Annotated in this window: 15 protein-coding genes, 1 tRNA gene and 1 pseudogene; 11 read left to right on the top strand and 6 right to left on the bottom strand. The window is 72.7% G+C overall.

The window, feature by feature from the left end:
• Positions 1–135 precede the first annotated feature (135 nt).
• Positions 136–492: a DUF3618 domain-containing protein gene (locus AB0D67_RS06475; RefSeq protein ID WP_362930594.1), complete on the bottom strand. Its 357-nt coding sequence runs from the start codon at positions 490–492 to the stop codon at positions 136–138.
• A gap of 111 nt (positions 493–603) precedes the next feature.
• On the opposite strand from AB0D67_RS06475, the gene bcp reads away from it, so the two are divergent.
• The 9 genes and pseudogenes from bcp to AB0D67_RS06430 all read left to right on the top strand — a co-directional run bounded on the left by bcp (position 604) and on the right by AB0D67_RS06430 (position 10,819).
• The gene (gene bcp / locus AB0D67_RS06470; protein ID WP_362930592.1) at positions 604–1,071 is read left to right on the top strand and encodes a thioredoxin-dependent thiol peroxidase; all 468 of its coding nucleotides are present in this window, start codon (positions 604–606) and stop codon (positions 1,069–1,071) included.
• A gap of 100 nt (positions 1,072–1,171) precedes the next feature.
• Positions 1,172–1,579: pseudogene (locus tag AB0D67_RS06465) on the top strand (HNH endonuclease); the annotation flags it as partial.
• Positions 1,580–1,607: 28 nt separating this feature from the next.
• Positions 1,608–1,680, top strand: a tRNA-Leu gene (locus tag AB0D67_RS06460).
• Positions 1,681–1,717: 37 nt separating this feature from the next.
• A complete protein-coding gene (locus tag AB0D67_RS06455) occupies positions 1,718–1,933 on the top strand; it encodes a ribbon-helix-helix protein, CopG family (protein WP_362930590.1) in 216 nt (71 codons plus the stop codon).
• 757 nt (positions 1,934–2,690) lie between these two features.
• A complete protein-coding gene (locus AB0D67_RS06450) occupies positions 2,691–5,051 on the top strand; it encodes a M4 family metallopeptidase (protein ID WP_362930588.1) in 2,361 nt (786 codons plus the stop codon).
• A gap of 375 nt (positions 5,052–5,426) precedes the next feature.
• Positions 5,427–6,617, top strand: a complete 1,191-nt coding sequence (locus tag AB0D67_RS06445) for a histidine kinase (RefSeq protein ID WP_362930586.1) — start codon at positions 5,427–5,429, stop codon at positions 6,615–6,617.
• A gap of 62 nt (positions 6,618–6,679) precedes the next feature.
• Positions 6,680–7,345 carry a response regulator transcription factor gene (locus tag AB0D67_RS06440; protein ID WP_362930584.1) on the top strand — a complete coding sequence of 222 codons (666 nt, stop codon included), beginning with the start codon at positions 6,680–6,682 and terminating at the stop codon, positions 7,343–7,345.
• Positions 7,346–7,521: 176 nt separating this feature from the next.
• Positions 7,522–8,295, top strand: a complete 774-nt coding sequence (locus AB0D67_RS06435) for an ABC transporter ATP-binding protein (RefSeq protein ID WP_362930582.1) — start codon at positions 7,522–7,524, stop codon at positions 8,293–8,295.
• A 4-nt stretch (positions 8,296–8,299) separates the two neighbouring features.
• Positions 8,300–10,819, top strand: coding sequence for an FtsX-like permease family protein (locus tag AB0D67_RS06430; protein ID WP_362930581.1), 2,520 nt, complete (start codon positions 8,300–8,302; stop codon positions 10,817–10,819).
• A 180-nt stretch (positions 10,820–10,999) separates the two neighbouring features.
• Here AB0D67_RS06430 and AB0D67_RS06425 read toward each other — a convergent pair whose 3' ends face one another.
• Both AB0D67_RS06425 and AB0D67_RS06420 read right to left on the bottom strand, forming a co-directional pair.
• Positions 11,000–11,269, bottom strand: coding sequence for a PepSY domain-containing protein (locus AB0D67_RS06425; protein ID WP_362930579.1), 270 nt, complete (start codon positions 11,267–11,269; stop codon positions 11,000–11,002).
• A 34-nt stretch (positions 11,270–11,303) separates the two neighbouring features.
• Positions 11,304–12,059, bottom strand: a complete 756-nt coding sequence (locus AB0D67_RS06420) for a toxin glutamine deamidase domain-containing protein (protein ID WP_362930577.1) — start codon at positions 12,057–12,059, stop codon at positions 11,304–11,306.
• Positions 12,060–12,493: 434 nt separating this feature from the next.
• Here AB0D67_RS06420 and AB0D67_RS06415 point away from each other — a divergent pair, with 434 nt between their 5' ends.
• The gene (locus AB0D67_RS06415) at positions 12,494–12,700 is read left to right on the top strand and encodes a hypothetical protein (protein WP_362930575.1); all 207 of its coding nucleotides are present in this window, start codon (positions 12,494–12,496) and stop codon (positions 12,698–12,700) included.
• Positions 12,701–12,882: 182 nt separating this feature from the next.
• The gene (locus AB0D67_RS06410) at positions 12,883–13,197 is read left to right on the top strand and encodes a hypothetical protein (protein WP_362930573.1); all 315 of its coding nucleotides are present in this window, start codon (positions 12,883–12,885) and stop codon (positions 13,195–13,197) included.
• Positions 13,198–13,266: 69 nt separating this feature from the next.
• Here AB0D67_RS06410 and AB0D67_RS06405 read toward each other — a convergent pair whose 3' ends face one another.
• The 3 genes from AB0D67_RS06405 to rph form a co-directional block, all read right to left on the bottom strand.
• The gene (locus tag AB0D67_RS06405) at positions 13,267–14,865 is read right to left on the bottom strand and encodes a molybdopterin-dependent oxidoreductase (RefSeq protein ID WP_362930571.1); all 1,599 of its coding nucleotides are present in this window, start codon (positions 14,863–14,865) and stop codon (positions 13,267–13,269) included.
• Positions 14,866–14,971: 106 nt separating this feature from the next.
• On the bottom strand, positions 14,972–15,637 hold the full coding sequence (gene rdgB / locus AB0D67_RS06400) for an RdgB/HAM1 family non-canonical purine NTP pyrophosphatase (RefSeq protein WP_362930569.1): 666 nt from the start codon (positions 15,635–15,637) through the stop codon (positions 14,972–14,974).
• A complete protein-coding gene (gene rph / locus AB0D67_RS06395; protein ID WP_362930567.1) occupies positions 15,634–16,350 on the bottom strand; it encodes a ribonuclease PH in 717 nt (238 codons plus the stop codon). The genes rdgB and rph overlap by 4 nt, the downstream gene beginning before the upstream one ends.
• Positions 16,351–16,354: the final 4 nt, after the last annotated feature.

The following is a 16,354-nucleotide window of genomic DNA, read 5'->3' as shown; positions in this document are numbered from 1 at the left end:
GCTTCCCCGGCGTCTTGCTTCCCCGGCGTCTTGCTTCCCCGGCGTCTTGCTTCCCCGGCGTCTTGCTTCCCTGGCGTCTTGCTTCCCTGGCGACGCCGCCCGTACGGCCCGCCGCCCGGTCACCCGGTCACCCGGTCAGCGGCGCCGCCGCCGCCAGAGCAGGACCGCCGCGCTGACCGCGAGCACCGCGCCCACACCCACCAGGATCGGCCCGAGCTCCGCGAGCTCCGCGAGCTCCCGCTGCTCCCCCGCCCAGAGGTCCTCGGACTCCTCCCCCGGCCGCACCGGCCGCGGGTTCAGCCCGACCGCCTCGCCCACCCGCTCGCCCACCGAGACCAGGAACCGCCTGGCGTCCGACTCGGCCTTGGCGACCGTCCGGCGCGCGACGTTCTTCGGGCTCACCCGGTCGGCGATGGCATCCACCGTCTGGGCCAACTCGGCACGGGTCCGCGCGATGCGCCGCTCCAGCTCCATGGGATCGGTGTCCGCCATGGCTCTCCTCTCCTCGCCCTTGACATCGATCAGTCTGTCAGGTCCGTCCCCCCGACGACACTTCGGGCCGACCGGTAAGTTGACCCGGGAACGATTCCACGAAGGGACACCATGAAACTCGAGCCCGGCGACGCCGCCCCGGACTTCGCCCTTCCCGCCGCCGACGGCACGACCGTCTCCCTGGAGGGTCTGCGCGGCAGGCGGGTGATCCTGTACTTCTATCCCGCCGCGATGACCCCGGGCTGCACCAAGCAGGCCTGCGACTTCCGCGACAGCCTCGACTCGCTGGCCGCCGCCGGCTTCGCCGTACTGGGGGTGTCGAAGGACTCCCCCGCCAGGCTGGCGAAGTTCGCCGAGCGCGACGCGCTGACCTTCCCGCTGCTGTCGGACCCGCAACTGGAGGTCCACAAGGCGTACGGCGCGCACGGTGAGAAGACGATGTACGGCAAGACCATCGTCGGAGTGCTGCGCTCCACCTTCGTCATCGACGCCGACGGCAAAATCGAAAAGGCTCTCTACAACGTGAAGGCCACCGGCCACGTCGCGCGTCTCCGCCGGGAGCTGGGCGTGGGCGAATAACTTTTCTACCCTTTTATCGCCATTTGATCGCACCCCGAGAATTGTCGGTCACACCGTCCACCCTCGGCACGTGCCCATCAAATACAAATACACCCCCGAAATGCCGGCCGAGGCGGCGGCGGAATCCCTCAGCGTCACCGAGGTCCTCCGCCGCCTGGGCGTGACGGTCGCCGGAGGCAACCACGCCCACGTCAGCCGCCAGCTGAAGCGCTTCGGCATCGACACGTCCCACTTCCGAAGGGTCGCCCCCAACAAAGGCCAGCCCTCACCCAGGCGCCGCCGCCCGGAGCAGATCCTCGCCATATGGCCGAAGGGCAGCCCACGCTCCAACGCGGGCCGGCTCCGGGGGAGCCTTCTGGCCGTCGGGATGCCGTACCAGTGTGCTGGCTGTAAGATCGAGGGAGTCTGGCAGGGCCGGAACCTGACCCTGCACGTCGATCACATCAACGGCGACCGGCTCGACAACAGAATAAACAACTTGCGTTTTCTCTGCCCGAACTGCCATTCTCAGACAGAGAATTTCGCGGGAAAAAGCAGGGGCCGTAGCCCAACGGTAGAGGCGGCAGTTTTAGGTACTGTACAGAGCGGGTTCGAATCCCGTCGGCCCCACAAAAGAATCGAAAACAACTCGGCGGTTCTGAGATCCGTGGACACCGCCGTGACCGTCTCACCGCAGGACGCTTTCTTCATCGAGTACCACCGGGAGAAGAAGGGCGCCAGGTCGAGGTCCGCGGTCATTCGTGAGGCGCTGCGGCTGCTGCGTGAGACGACCCTGGAGGAGGAACGCGCCGCCGGCACCCGGCCGGCGGCCGGCCGTATCCCGGGCCGTGACCTCAGCCGGTACGGCGCAGCAGGAGGGTGACGAAGCCCAGGACGCCGCGGTAGCCGTTGAGCCATATGTCACGGCGCCCGCGAGGTCGGCGTACTCGTCGGGTTCGGCGCCGAACCGGTCCGGGAGGTCCGGTGCGGGCGGGGTCTCCCGGAATCCCACTGGGACGAGCCCTCCGGGGCGCAGGTGGCTGATCAGGTCGCGGTTCGTCGGGCAGATGGTGCCGGGCGGTTCCGGCGCTCCGCCGCCGGTTCAACGGTCCGCCGGATTGTTTCCGCCACCCGTTACCGGTTCGATGACCCGCCGGAACGGTCCGGCCACCGACCGCCGGCCCAACGGCCCGCCGAATGGTTCCGGCCGTACGCCGCCGGCCCAACGGCCCGCCGTATCCGGCCGGCCCGCCGCGCGCGGCGCTCAGCCGGAGGGGATTGTGAACGCCGGAACCCGGTGGTGAACGGCGGGCCGAGTCTGTGAACAGGGGCTCCGCGCAGCAATCGCTTTCCGTCACCAAATCGTGAAAATTCCTCTTTTGACCGAGATATTGACGGCGATCTCTCCGCAGGGTCAAATCCTCTCAGCCCCAGTGCTACCGACGAGTCTCTCCCCTCCGCCGTTCACCATCGCCAGGCGCGCAGCGTGCGTGAACGCGCTCCGGGACTCGCCACCGTGCACCACGGCGGACCACGGACAACCCCCCAAAAAAGATCCCGTGGCCGCCGCTCAGCAAAGGAGCACCCGCGTGAAACGCTCTGTCGCGTTTGCGCTCGTTGCCTCGGCGTCAAGCCTCGCCGTGGCACTGTCCGCCCCGTCCGCCGGAGCCGCCGGGCTGATCGCCCAGGCTCCGCCGGCCTCCTCCCCCGACACTCCCGCCCAGGCCGCCGACCGCCTGGTGGAGTCAGAACCGGCGATCCTGCGGGCCTCTCCCAAGGACCGTTTCCTGCGCCACAGCGCTCTCGCCACCAAGGACGGGCTCAGCTACATCGCCTACCAGCGCACCTACGCCGGCCTGCCGGTCTACGGCGGCGACTTCGTGGTCGTGACGAACGCCGCCGGCGGCGTGCTGAGCACGTCGGTCGCCCAGACCGAGCCGCTGAGCGTCGCGACCACCCCGAAGATCGACGCGGCGAAGGCCGCCGAGATCGCCCGGACGCAGATCAGCGACCCCGCCGAGGTGGCCGCGCCGAAGCTGTCGGTGATGGCTCAGGGACGGGGCCGGCTGGCCTACGAGGTCCTGGTGACCGGCGCCGACCGCGGCCGCGAGAGCAAGATGCACGTCTTCGTCGACGCGGTGACCGGTGAGGTCGCCGAGAAGTCGGACGAGGTCAGGGACGGCTCGGGATCGAGTTACTACAACGGCCCGGTCACCATCGGCACCACCGGCTCCGGGACGTCGTACTCCATGACCGACCCGGCCCGCCCGGGCATCCGCTGCGGCGGCCAGGGCGGCACCGCCTACACCGGTACGGACGACAGCTGGGGCAACGGCTCGGGCACCAACCTGGAGACCGCGTGCGTGGACGCCATGTACGCGGTGGCCCAGGAATGGGACATGCTCAAGAACTGGCTCGGCCGCGACGGCATCAACGGCAGCGGCAGCGGCTTCCCCGCTCGGGTCGGCCTGAGCGACGTCAACGCCTACTGGAACGGCAGCTACACCAACTTCGGCCACTCGCAGGACAACCAGCGCCAGGCGACGCCGATCGACGTGGTGGCCCACGAGTTCGGGCACGCGATCTTCCAGACCACGCCGGGCGGTTCGACCGGCGGCAACGAGAAGGGCGGGCTCAACGAGTCCACCGGTGACGTCTTCGGCGCGCTGACGGAGTTCTACGCCAACGAGCCCGCGCAGTACGACCCGCCGGACCTCAGCGTGGGCGAGGAGGTCAACCTCGTCGGAAACGGCCCGATCCGCTACATGCACAAGCCGTCGCAGATCTCCGGCCACCCCGACTGCTACTCCTCCTCGGTGCCGAACCTGGAGGTGCACGCCGGGGCGGGCGTGCAGAACCACTGGTTCTACCTGCTCTCGATGGGGTCCAACCCGACCAACGGCCAGCCGGTCAGCCCGACCTGCAACGGCACGGCGGTCACCGGGGTCGGCATCCAGAAGGCCGGCCAGATCTTCATGGGCGCGCTGAACCGCAAGACCACGACGTGGACCCACCAGCTCGTCCGCAAGGCGAGCCTGGAGGCGGCGATCCAGCTGTTCCCGGGTTCCTGCACCGAGTTCAACGCGACCAAGGCCGCGTGGAACGCCGTCAACGTCCCGGCCGCCTCGGGTGAGCCCACCTCGTGCGGCTCGACGAGCAACGACTTCTCGATGACGCTGAACCCGTCCTCGGCCAGTGTGCAGGCCGGCCAGCAGGCGACCTCGACGGTCGGCACGCAGACCACCTCGGGCAGCGCGCAGAGCGTGACGTTCTCGGCCTCCGGCCTGCCGTCCGGGGCGACCGCGTCCTTCAGCCCGGCGTCGGTGACCTCGGGCGCCTCCTCCACCATGACGATCTCGGTTCCGGCGGGCACCGCCTCGGGCACCTACAACGTGATCGTCACCGGTGACGGCGCCAGCGTGGACCACACGGCCACGTTCGCCCTCACGGTCGGCACGTCGGGCAACGTCGTCTTCAGCGACACCTTCGAGACCGACCTGGGCTGGACGGTGAACGCGGGCGGCACCGACACCGCCACCACCGGCAAGTGGGAGCGCGGTGACCCGGCGGCGACCTCCTCGGGTGTGACGCTGCAGCTCGGCACCACCGTCAGCGGGTCCAACGACCTGGTCACCGGCCGGCTGGCGGGCACCGCGGCGGGCGACTACGACGTGGACGGCGGCCTGACGAGCGTCCGCTCGCCGGAGATCGCGCTGCCGTCCGGGACGCTGACGCTGACGTTCTCCTGGTACCTGGCGCACCTGAACAACGCGAGCAGCAGCGACTACTTCCGGGTCCGCGTGGTGAGCGGCAGCTCGAACACCGTGGTGTTCCAGCAGCTGGGCGCGGCCTCCGACCGGGCCGGGGCCTGGCAGACGGCGACGGTGAACCTGTCGTCCTACGCGGGCCAGACGGTCCGCCTGCTGGTCGAGACGGCCGACGCCTCGACGGCGAGCCTCATCGAGGCCGGTGTCGACGACGTGAAGATCACCAAGTCCTGATCCGGCGGTTCCGGCGTGGCGGCCCGTCCGTCACGTGACCGCGACGGCCCCGGCCCCCTCCCCAGGGGCCGGGGCCGCTTCGCGCTCTCCCATCGTCACCGGCCGGCGGGTTCTCCCGAGTCGCCGGACCGGCGGGCGGACGTCTCCCGAGTCGCCGGGCCGCGCGGTGCGTCCTCACCATCGCGCGGCCCGGCGCTGCGATCCGCCATCACCAACGGTCTCCCTTTACTCACCCCGGAGGGTGCTCCCGGACACCATGATGCCCAAGGAGCGGTAAAGCACACGTAAGCCGTACAAAATGTGCTACCTGGGTCGTACACCGCGCTCCACCCTGAGGCGGAAGGGGACCGATCCGCCCATACGTATCGTGGGGATGTGTTCGGCAGACTGCACTCCTGGAGCCGGCGGCATCCGGCGGTCGTGGGCCTCCTGTGGCTGGCGCCGTTCCTGCTGCTCTCGGTCGTCAACGCGGAGCTGATCCGCTCCGGGAACGTCAGCCCGCTCGGCCGGGACCTCGGTTCCTGGGGGTTCCTCGCGCTCGCGACGGCGCTGGTGGCGCCCCTGTTCTGGATGCGCCGCCGCCCGCTGGCGGTGTTCGCGACCATCTCGCTGCTCAGCTTCGCCCAGTGGCTCGCCGGCGTGCAGCCGCTGTTCTTCAACCTCTCCGTGCTCATCGCCATGTACGGCGTGGCGGCGTACCGCGCTCCGCGCTGGGCGATCGGCGCGCTGCTCACCTCCGAACTGGGCATCTTCCTGGCCCTCGTCCGGCTCCCCGGCGAGTTCGAGGGCAAGCCCTTCGCCAGCGCCTCGGTGTTCGTCATGGCCATCTGGATCACCGGGATCTACACCAGCACCCGCCGCCGTTACCTGGAGGGGCTGGAGGAGCGGGCCGAGCGGGCCGAGCGCGAGCGCGACCAGCAGGCCCGGCTGGCCGCCGCGGCCGAGCGGGCCAGGATCGCCCGCGAGCTCCACGACGTGGTCGCGCACAACGTCAGCGTGATGATCGTCCAGGCCGACGGCGCCGGCTACGCGCTGGGCGGCGGCGACCCCGACACGGCCCGCGAGGCGATGAGGACGATCTCCGCCACCGGACGGCGGGCCCTGGCCGAGATGCGCAGGATGGTCGGCGTGCTGCGGGCCGACGACACCACCGAGGAGTACACCCCGCAGCCCGGCCTCTCCCAGCTCGACGAGCTGGTGGCGCGGGTCCGCTCCTCCGGCCTGCCGGTGGACCTGCGCATCGCCGGGGACCGCCAGGCCCTTCCCGAGGGGGAGGAGCTGACGGTGTACCGGATCGTCCAGGAGGCGCTGACCAATACCCTCAAACACGGCGGTCCCGGCACGCGGGCCACGGTCGAGATGGAGTACGGCGCGCGCGAGCTGCTGCTGCGGGTGACCGACGACGGCCGCGGCGCCGCGGCCCCCCGCAGCCCGGACGGTCACGGCCTGGTCGGCATGCGGGAGCGGGCCGCGGTGTTCGGCGGGAGCGTCGACGCCCGGCCCCGGCCCGGTGGCGGGTTCCAGGTGACGGCGCGGCTGCCGGTGGGCGAGCCCGCGGCCGGTTGAGCGAAACTGAGCAAAGGCTGATCGAGGGTCGGACGAGGGTTGAGCGAGGAGGTGGGCGGGACGTGATCCGCGTGATGCTGGTGGACGACCAGGAGCTGCTGCGGACGGGGTTCCGCATGGTGCTCGGGGCCCAGCCCGACATCGAGGTCGTCGCGGAGGCGGGCGACGGCGCCGCGGCGGTCCGGGCCGCGCGGACGACCGGGGTGGACGTCGTGCTGATGGACGTGCGGATGCCCGTCATGGACGGGGTGGAGGCGACCCGGCTGATCCGCGCCGAGCCGGACGGGCCGCGGGTGCTGATCCTCACCACCTTCGACCTGGACGAGTACGCGTTCGCCGCGCTGAAGACGGGCGCGGCCGGGTTCCTGCTCAAGGACGTGCCGCCCGCCGACCTCGTCAGCGCGATCCGGTCGGTGCACAGCGGCGACGCGGTGGTGGCGCCGAGCACGACGCGGCGGCTGCTGGAGCGCTTCGCCGTACACCTCCCCTCGCCGGGTACGGCGGAGCCGGCGGCGCTGAACGGTCTCACCGCGCGGGAACGCGAGGTGCTGGTGCTGGTGGCGCGGGGGCTGTCGAACGCCGAGATCGCCGGTCGGCTGGTCCTGGCCGAGGCGACGGTCAAGACGCACCTGGGCCGGATCCTGGCCAAGCTGGGCCTGCGGGACCGGACGCAGGTGGTGGTGTACGCCTACGAGAGCGGCCTGGTCACCCCGAACTCGGCCGGCTGACCCCGCCCGCCGGGTCGGCCGAATGGCCGATGCCGGGCTACTCCGGCGGTGGGAACGGCCGCCGCGTACGAGCCCTCCGGTGGAGGACAGGTCCGTCCCGCAGCCCGATGGCAGGCGTTCCCCCTGGCAATAGCGTTTTCCCGGTAATGAACGTTGTTGTCGCAAGGAGAGTTGACGTGACCCTCACCGGTGGCGAGATCGGCGCGCGGGGCGCGCGGGAGAACGCGGCGCCCGCCGTGGTCGCGAAGGGGCTGACGAAGAGCTACGGCCGGGGGGACGCGGCCGTGCACGCGCTGCGCGGGGTGGACGTCTCCTTCGCGACCGGCGCCTTCACCGCGATCATGGGGCCGTCCGGGTCCGGGAAGTCCACGCTGATGCACTGCCTGGCGGGCCTCGACACGGTCAGCGACGGACAGGTGCACATCGGTGACGTCGAGCTGACCGGCTTGGACGACAAGCGGCTCACCCTGCTGCGCCGCGAACGGATCGGCTTCATCTTCCAGGCGTTCAACCTGCTGCCGACGCTGACCGCCGAGCAGAACATCCGGCTCCCGCTGGACATCGCCGGCCGCCAGGCCGACCAGGACCTGTTCGACCGCGTGGTGGAGACCGTGGGCCTGCGCGACCGGCTCGGGCACCGGCCGGCGGAGCTGTCCGGCGGCCAGCAGCAGCGGGTGGCCGTGGCCAGGGCGCTGATCAGCAAGCCGCAGGTCATCTTCGCCGACGAGCCGACCGGCAACCTCGACTCCCGCAGCGGCGCCGAGGTGCTGGCCTTCCTGCGCACGTCGGTGCGCGAGCTCGGCCAGACGATCGTGATGGTCACCCATGACCCGGTGGCCGCCTCCTACGCCGACCGCGTGGTGTTCCTCCGTGACGGCCTGCTGGTCAGCGAGATCCACCGGCCGACGCCGCAGAGTGTGCTGGACACGCTGATGAAGCTGGAGGCCTGAGGAGATGATCAAGGCGACACTGGCCGGGCTGCTGGCGCACCGGCTGCGCCTGCTGCTCACCTCGCTGGCGATCGCGCTGGGCGTGGGCTTCATCGCGGGCACGTTCGTGCTCACCGACACCATCGACGCGGGCTTCAGTCAGCGGTTCGGCGCGGCGGCCGACAGGATCGACGTCGCCGTGCTGCCCGGCCCCGGCGCGGACGGCCGGGAGCCGGAGCGCGTCCCGGCGGCGGTTCTGGAGAAGATCCGCGCCATCGGCGGGGTCGCCGACGCCCAGGGGCTGGTCCGGGGCACCTCCGCCCTGATCGGCAAGGACGGTAAGGCCGCCGGCGACTACCCCACCTCCGGCGTCTCCGTCGTCGAGGGCCCGCTGAACCGCACCGAGATCACCAGCGGCGCGGCGCCGAGGACCGACGCGCAGGCCGTACTCGACGAGAACACCGCCAGGACCCGCGGCTTCAAGGTCGGCGACCGGATCACGGTGCTCGACTCGCGCGAGGCCCGGCACGAGTTCACGCTGGTCGGCCTGTTCGACGTCGGCCTCGACCAGGAGCTCGGCTACACCGGCGCGGTCGGCTACACCACCGCCATGGCGCAGCGGATGACCGGGCAGCGCGCCTTCACCGAGATCGACGTCGCGGCCGTCGAGGGCGTCTCCCAGGAGCGGGCCCGCGCGGCGGTCGCCGCCGCCCTGGGATCCGGCTACCAGGTCATGACCGGGGAGAGGTTCGCCGACGACCTGGTGAAGCGGAATGGCGCGGACACCGGGGTCCTCAAGACGGGCCTGCTGCTGTTCGGCCTGGTGGCGATGTTCGTCGCCGCCCTGGTGATCTACAACACCTTCACCATCCTCGTCGCCCAGCGGACCAGGGAGATGGCGCTGCTGCGCTGCATCGGCGCCACCCGCAGGCAGGTCTTCGGCTCGGTCCTGCTGGAGTCGACGGTGGTCGGCCTGCTCTCCTCGGCCCTCGGGCTGCTGCTCGGCTACGGCCTGAGCCTGGGGGCGCTCGCCGCGCTGACCTCGTTCGGCGCGCCGCTGCCCACCGGCACGGCACCGGCGCTGTCGCCGCGCACGATCGGGCTGGCCGTGGCCCTGGGCGTCGTCGTCACCGTGGGCTCGGCGCTGCTGCCGGCCCGGACGGCGACGCGGGTCGCGCCGATCGCGGCGCTGCGCTCGCAGGTCGAGGAGCACGTCTTCCGGACCGGAGTCGTCCGGACGGCCCTGGCGGCGCTGTTCCTGCTCGCCGGAGCGGGCGTCACCGCGGCCGGGATCGCCATGGGCCCCGGCGAGTCCGCTCTGTTCGTCGTCATGGGCGGCGGCACGGTCTTCTTCCTGGGCGTGCTGATCATCGGCCCGGTGCTCGTCAGGCCGCTCGGCGCGCTGGTCGGCTGGCTGCCCGCGAAGCTCGCCGGGGTGCCCGGCAGGCTCGCGATGGACAACTCCGGCCGCAACCCCCGCCGGTCGGCCACCACGACCGTGGCGCTCACCGTGGGCGTGACGCTGATGACCCTCATCGCCGTCATCACCGGCACCATACGGGTGACCTTCACCGAACGGCTCGACGAGCAGTTCCCGGTGGACTACCTGGTGCAGCCGCAGGACCGCGACTCCACGATGCCCCGCGCCCTGGGCGAGGGCCTCCGGAAGCGGCCCGAGCTCGCCTCGGTCGCGGCGTTCCGCGAGAAGACCACCGAAGTCGGGGACCGCGGCGCCGAGTTCCGGGTGGGGACCTTCACCCCGGCGCCGGATTTCCGGCCGAAGCTCGACGAGGGGTCGATCGCCCTGCTCACGCCCGGGACGGCGGTCGTCAACCGGAACGTCGCCACCAGCCTGAAGCTGAAGACCGGCGACCGGATCGGCGTGCGGACCGCCGAGGCCGGCACGGTGAGCCTGCGGGTCGTGGCCACCTTCGACCCCGACTCGGGCGTCCTGCCGCCGGTCACCGTTCCGGCGGGTGACTTCGACCGCTACTTCGGCGCGGTCGGCGACAGCCGGCTGATGATCAACGCCCGGGACGGCGTCGGCGCCGACGTGGGCCGCCGGGTGGTCGAGGCGGCGGCGCGGCCGTACCCGACGGCGAAGGTCGCCAGCGCGGCCGACGTCCGCGGCGAGTTCGAGGAGTCGCTCGACATGATGGTGATGATCATCACCGGCCTGCTGGGCCTGGCGGTGCTCATCTCCCTGCTGGGCATCGCCAACACGCTCTCACTGTCGGTCCACGAGCGGACCCGGGAGTCGGCACTCCTGCGGGCGCTCGGCCTGACCCGGCCCCAGCTGCGGCGGATGCTCACCGTGGAGGCGTTGATCCTGGGGCTCATCGGCGCGCTGGTCGGCGTGGCGCTCGGCGTCGGGTTCGGCTGGGCCGCGACGCGGACGATGGCCGAGGACGTCGCCTTCCAGGTGCCGGTCACGCAGATCCTGGCGTTCGTGGCGCTGTCGGGCCTGGCCGGGGTCGTCGCCGCCGTGCTGCCGGCCCGCCGGGCCGCCCGCGCCTCCATCGTCGGCTCCCTCGCCACCGGCTGACCGGCCGGCACCGCGACCGGGCGTCCGCTAGGGGCGGTGCGCGGAGTGCGCCGGACGGAGTGCGCGCGGGGAACGGCCGGGGCGCCCGCGGGGGCGGCGCCCCGGCCGTTCTCCTCAGAACCGCATGATCGCTCTTTTCAGGAGCACGTTTCCAAGAATCGTGCTCCTGAAGGCAGCGACCTATCGGAGGCGGGGGCCGGGCCACTGTTCGGCGACCGACTCGGGGTGGAGCAGCGGCCGGATGGCGAGCTCCCCGGTGTACTTGTCGATCACCACGCAGCCGCCGCCGACGGTGTCGGGCAGCACCCCGGGGTCGTCGGGCTCGGGCTCCACCGCCCAGGCGACGTAGCCGCCGCCGAAGCCGTGGAGCCGGATCTCCACGGCGGAGCCGGGACGGCGGACGCCGTTGAAGTACTCCTCGGCGATCGCCCTGGCCTGGTCGAGGTTCACGGCCCCTCCTCCGCGTCGATGACATCGATGGGGTTCACAGCCGCCGCCCATCCGCGTCGACCACCACGCAGAAGACCCCGGCGACCGACCCGTACGGCGGCTCCACCGACATGTGGCCCCGCTGCGCGTCGATCCAGATCACCTCGCCCGAGAAGTTGACCGCGTTCCAGGCGTGGCTGCCGCCGCCCGGCCACCGGTTCATGATGACCGCGCACGAGCCGTGCCCGCCGGACAGCAGCGCCTGCGCGATCGGGACGTAGGCCTGCCGCCCCTGCCCGACGTACCGGAAGCGCTGGCCCAGCCACCGCTCGGCGCGGGCCACTCCCCCGGCCTCCCCGGTGAGCAGCGGCTTGCCGGCGCGGTCGTACTCGGGCCGCCGGGGGGCCGCCACCGCGGGCGCGCCGTACCAGGTGGACAGCACCGCCAGCGCGCAGTCCACCGCGTTGGTCGCCCGGAATGGGTCCTCGGCGGGACCGGCGCCGTTGACCAGCCTGATCCACATGCCGCGCGGGTCGGGGAAGCGCCGCGGCACGCCCCGCCCGGTCAGCGGCACCGCCCGCGTCACGTCCTCCTGGGTCTGCGGGTCGGGCATCGCCAGCCCGCCCGCCACGCCGTACGGCCGGCACCGGTCGAGCAGCAGCGGCCGCCAGCGCGCCGGCTCCGGCTCGCGTGGCGGCGCGGCCGGAACCGGGAGCGGCTGCGAGCCGTCCAGTTCGAAGTCGCGCCACCGCCGCCCGTCCGCGGCCACGACGGGGTTGTAGACCCCCTCGGGCAGAAACAACCGCGTCATGCGTCCCCCTCGCCCATCCGTCCGGGCCCGATGCTAGGGGCCCCCCGCCTGCCGCGCGGGGGAGTTGACCAGACCGGCGGGCGAGTTGACCGAACCGGGGGACGCGCACCGGAGCGTTCCGCGGCCGGCCGGCGACGGGGCGACCTACCGGGGCGTTACCCGCGGCCCCCGGCCCGGCGCGCGACGGTGCCGATGCCCCACTCGGCCCGTGTCACTTTCCGTGATCGATTCGACGCATGCGGTCACAGATGGTTACTCATTGGTAATAAGCCGTGCGCAAGGCTTTGATCGCCCCTGGACGACCTCCGGGGCCCGCCGTGCCTACCGTGGGACACGAGGTTCCCAGGCCGGGACGGCGTCGGTTGAGGCGACGGCCCGGCGGTTCGCCGGGCCGGGCCGCACCCGGACCCCGAAGGCCGGACGGAGTGATGTCCATGACGATCAGGCACACCCTCTTCGCGGGGGCGGTGCTCGCCTCCCTGCTCGCCGTCCCGGCGGCCGGGGCCGCCATGGCCGGGACCGCACCGGCCGGCTCCGCCGTGCGGGCCGCCCCGGTCACCGCCCCGATCGTCGCGAGGGACGACGGTACCTGCCCGAGCAGGCGGAACTCCAGCAGGTGCCTCAGGCATCGCCACGGCTAGTCCGCCGCCTTCCATGCCTCGGCCCGGACCTGTACCGCCCGCCGAAGGCCCCCCGGCATCCACGGGGACGACGGCACCCCCGGACAGCCCGGCGGCCCGGGCGGCCCCGGCGGGATCGACGGCTGACCGTTCCCCGGTCCGGGCACCGCCCGGGCACCGGAACCAGACAGGGAGTGATGACCATGACGACGATCAGATACGCCCTCTCCGCGGGGGCGATGTTCGTCTCCCTCCTCGCCGTCCCGGCGGTGGCGTCGGACGGACTCGGTGGGCCCTCCTTGGAGGCCGGACCGTTCTCCTCGGCATCGTCCCAGGTCAACGTCGCCAAGCCCTGCTCGGAGGCCAAGCATCCCGCCAAATGCCGCGCCCGGCGCGGCGGCCACGTCGGGGGCCCGGCCAGGAGCGGCCCCGGTGTCAACCCGGGCCGTATCGGTGATGGCGGGGATATCAACACCGGCGGCGGCGGCGGGAGCGGTCCCGCCGGGATCAACGGCTGACGCCCCGAGACCCGGCCGGGCCGTACCCGGCCGGGAGCCGGGTCCACGGCGGGCCGTGAGGTGGAACGCTCAGGTGACGGTGACCGTGACGGCGTGCCAGCCGGTGGCGCCGTCGGGTGTGACCGGGGCCCGCTGGGCGGTCTGGGTGTATCCGGCGGCGTCCGTGGCCCGCACCTCGATGGTGTGCCGGCCCGGGACGGCGTCCCAGTCGTCGACCACCCACTGACGCCAGGTGTCGGCGGTCGGCGCCTCGGCCAGCCTGGCCCGGAGCCACGACCCGCCGTCGACCCGCACCTCGACGGCGTCCACCCCCCGGTGCTGCGCCCAGGCGACACCCGCGATCACGGTACGGCCCGCCGGGACGCTCCCGCCGTCCCTCGGCAGGTCGATGCGCGACTGCGTCTTGATCGGCCCCTTCTCCGCCCATCCCCGGGTCGTCCAGTAGGCCGTGTCCTGGTCGAAGCGGGTCACCTTGATCTCGGTGACCCACTTGGTCGCCGAGACGTACCCGTACAGACCGGGCACGACCTGACGGACCGGGAAGCCGTGGTCGACTGGGAGCGCCTCGCCGTTCATGGCGACGGCCAGCAGGGCGTCGCGGCCGTCGAGGACGACGTCGAGCGGCGTGCCGCAGGTCCAGCCGTCGGCGGAGGTGCTGAGCAGCATGTCCGCTCCGCTCCGCACCCCCGCGTCGCGCAGCACGTCGGCCAGCCGCGCGCCCAGCCAGCGGGCGTTGCCGATGTAGTGACCGCCGACCGGATTGGAGACGCAGCACAGCGTGACGTCCTCCTCCACCAGGGGCCGCTTGAGCAGGTCGGCCAGGGTGAGCTCGACCGGCCGGTCCACCATGCCGCCGATCCGCAGCGTCCAGTCGCGCGGATCGACCTGCGGCACGACGATCGCGGTGTCCACCCGGTAGAAGTCGCGGTTGGGGGTGACGAACGGCGTCAGGCCCCTGATCCGCAGATCCGTCCCGGCCGGGAGCGGCTTCGCCGGCACGGCCGGGCGGGGCAGTGCCAGGCCCACCCGGGCGGCGCTCACCTCCGACCGGCCCGACAGAGCCCGGCCGGCCAGGCCGCTCACCCCGGCGACGGCGGCGCCGCCGAGCACGCCGGTCAGCAGCCCGCGCCGGTTCACCGCGTACCGGTCGCGCCCGGCCCGCATGACCGGCGGCCCCACCGCCTCGCCGGGCCGGGCCTCCTCCGGACGGGTGTCGTCGGGCCTGGCGGCGGAGGCGCGTCTCAGCAGGGCCCGCAGCGCGATCGCGCCCACCGCGACCCCGGCGACGGTGGGGATCGCATCCACCGGGCCGGCATCGGGACGGGTCAGCACGGCGGCCAGTCCGACGACCCCGAAGGCCGCCAGCCCCGCCAGGCCGTACCGGAGGTCCCGGGCGGCGGAGACGCCCACGGCGACGGCGAGCACGGCCATGACGGCGAAGATGCCCGCCAGCAGGACCGGCTTGTCGTTCTCGCCGAAGGTCCGGATCGCGAAGTCCTTCAGCCCGGCCGGGGTGAGATCGACGGCGGCGTTGCCGACCGCGAAGACCGGGAAGGCCGACGCCTTCACCAGCCCCGCCGCCAGCAGCGAGACCCCGATCGCCACCGCGCCGGTCACCAGTCCGATCAGCGCCGAGGCCCAGACGGGCAGGCGGTTGTCACTCCTCATGCCTCCGACGCTACGCCCGGCGGCGGGACCGGGATCTTACGCGCCGATTACGGGACCGGCCTGGGGACGCGCGGTCCGGCCCCTCCCCGGCCGCACGCGGGCCCGGCTACGAGCCCGCCGCGCCGGAGAGCGTCTCCGCCAGGATCGGGACCAGGGCGCGGAAGGCGCGGCCCCGGTGGCTGATGGCGTCCTTCTCCGCCGCCGACAGCTCGGCGCTCGTCCGGCTCTCGCCCTCGGGCACGAAGATCGGGTCGTAGCCGAAGCCGCCGGTGCCGCGCGGCGCGTCGACGATCACGCCGTGCATCGCGCCCTCGGCCACCCGCTCCCGCCCGTCCGGCAGGGCCAGCGCGGCGGCGCACGCGAAGTGCGCGCCCCGGTGCGCGGCCGGCACGTCGGACACCTGCGCGAGCAGCAGCTCCAGGTTGGCGAGGTCGTCGCCGTGCCTGCCCGACCAGCGGGCCGAGAAGATGCCGGGCATGCCGTTCAGCGCGTCCACGCACAGGCCCGAGTCGTCGGCGATCGCGGGCAGACCGGAGGCGCGGGCGACCGCGTGCGCCTTGAGCAGGGCGTTCTCCGCGAAGGACAGGCCAGTCTCGGGGACGTCGCCGATCTCGGGGAACTCCTCCAGGCCGACGATCTCTACCGGCACCCCGGCCTCGGCCAGGATGCGGCGCAGTTCGGTGATCTTCCCGGCGTTGCGGGTGGCCAGCACCACCCGGCCCGCGGCCGCCGGGGCCCCCGGGTTCGCGGGTGACGCCGCTCCGGCGCTCACGCCAGGGCCTCCTTCTGCAGGCGGGTCAGCTCCGCGCACCCGGCGGCGCCGAGGTCGAGCAGCTCGTCCAGCGCCGCGCGGTCGAACGGCCGGCCCTCGGCGGTGCCCTGGACCTCGACGAACGCGCCGGAGCCGGTCATCACCACGTTCATGTCGGTCTCGGCGGCGACGTCCTCGGTGTAGCAGAGGTCGAGCAGCGGAGTCGCGCCGACGACGCCGACGGACACCGCGGCGACCGACTCGACCAGCGGGTTGCCCGAGCACATCTTCCGCTCGCGCATCCACTTCACCGCGTCGGCCAGCGCGACGTAGGCGCCGGTGATGGCCGCCGTACGGGTGCCGCCGTCGGCCTGCAGGACGTCGCAGTCGATGACGACGGAGTTCTCGCCCAGGATCTTGTAGTCGACGCAGGCGCGCAGCGAGCGGCCGATCAGCCGGGAGATCTCGTGCGTCCGGCCGCCGATCTTGCCGCGCACCGACTCGCGGTCGTTGCGGGTGTTCGTCGACCGGGGCAGCATGGCGTACTCGGCGGTGACCCAGCCCTGGCCGCTGCCCCGCCGCCAGCGCGGCACGCTGTCCTGCACGGTCGCGGCGCACAGCACCCTGGTGCCGCCGAACTCGACGAGCACCGAGCCCTCGGCGTGCGTCAGCCAGTCACGGGTGATGGTGACGGGGCGGAGTTGGTCAGGGGAGCGTCCATCTGCACGAGCCATGGCA

This window comes from Streptosporangium sp. NPDC048047, from assembly GCF_040653115.1.
In the GTDB taxonomy this organism is placed as follows: domain Bacteria; phylum Actinomycetota; class Actinomycetes; order Streptosporangiales; family Streptosporangiaceae; genus Streptosporangium.
The sequence above is the reverse complement of the archived record's forward strand: the minus strand, read 5'-3'. Positions and strand labels throughout refer to the sequence as shown.

What these genes read in the sequence shown, in the direction of transcription:
- AB0D67_RS06475 (WP_362930594.1), bottom strand. Translation starts at nt 492, where the DNA reads ATGGCGGACACCGATCCCATGGAGCTGGAGCGGCGCATCGCGCGGACC.
- bcp (WP_362930592.1), top strand. Translation starts at nt 604, where the DNA reads ATGAAACTCGAGCCCGGCGACGCCGCCCCGGACTTCGCCCTTCCCGCC.
- AB0D67_RS06430 (WP_362930581.1), top strand. Translation starts at nt 8,300, where the DNA reads ATGATCAAGGCGACACTGGCCGGGCTGCTGGCGCACCGGCTGCGCCTG.
- AB0D67_RS06420 (WP_362930577.1), bottom strand. Translation starts at nt 12,059, where the DNA reads ATGACGCGGTTGTTTCTGCCCGAGGGGGTCTACAACCCCGTCGTGGCC.
- AB0D67_RS06415 (WP_362930575.1), top strand. Translation starts at nt 12,494, where the DNA reads ATGACGATCAGGCACACCCTCTTCGCGGGGGCGGTGCTCGCCTCCCTG.
- AB0D67_RS06410 (WP_362930573.1), top strand. Translation starts at nt 12,883, where the DNA reads ATGACGACGATCAGATACGCCCTCTCCGCGGGGGCGATGTTCGTCTCC.
- AB0D67_RS06405 (WP_362930571.1), bottom strand. Translation starts at nt 14,865, where the DNA reads ATGAGGAGTGACAACCGCCTGCCCGTCTGGGCCTCGGCGCTGATCGGA.
- rph (WP_362930567.1), bottom strand. Translation starts at nt 16,350, where the DNA reads ATGGCTCGTGCAGATGGACGCTCCCCTGACCAACTCCGCCCCGTCACC.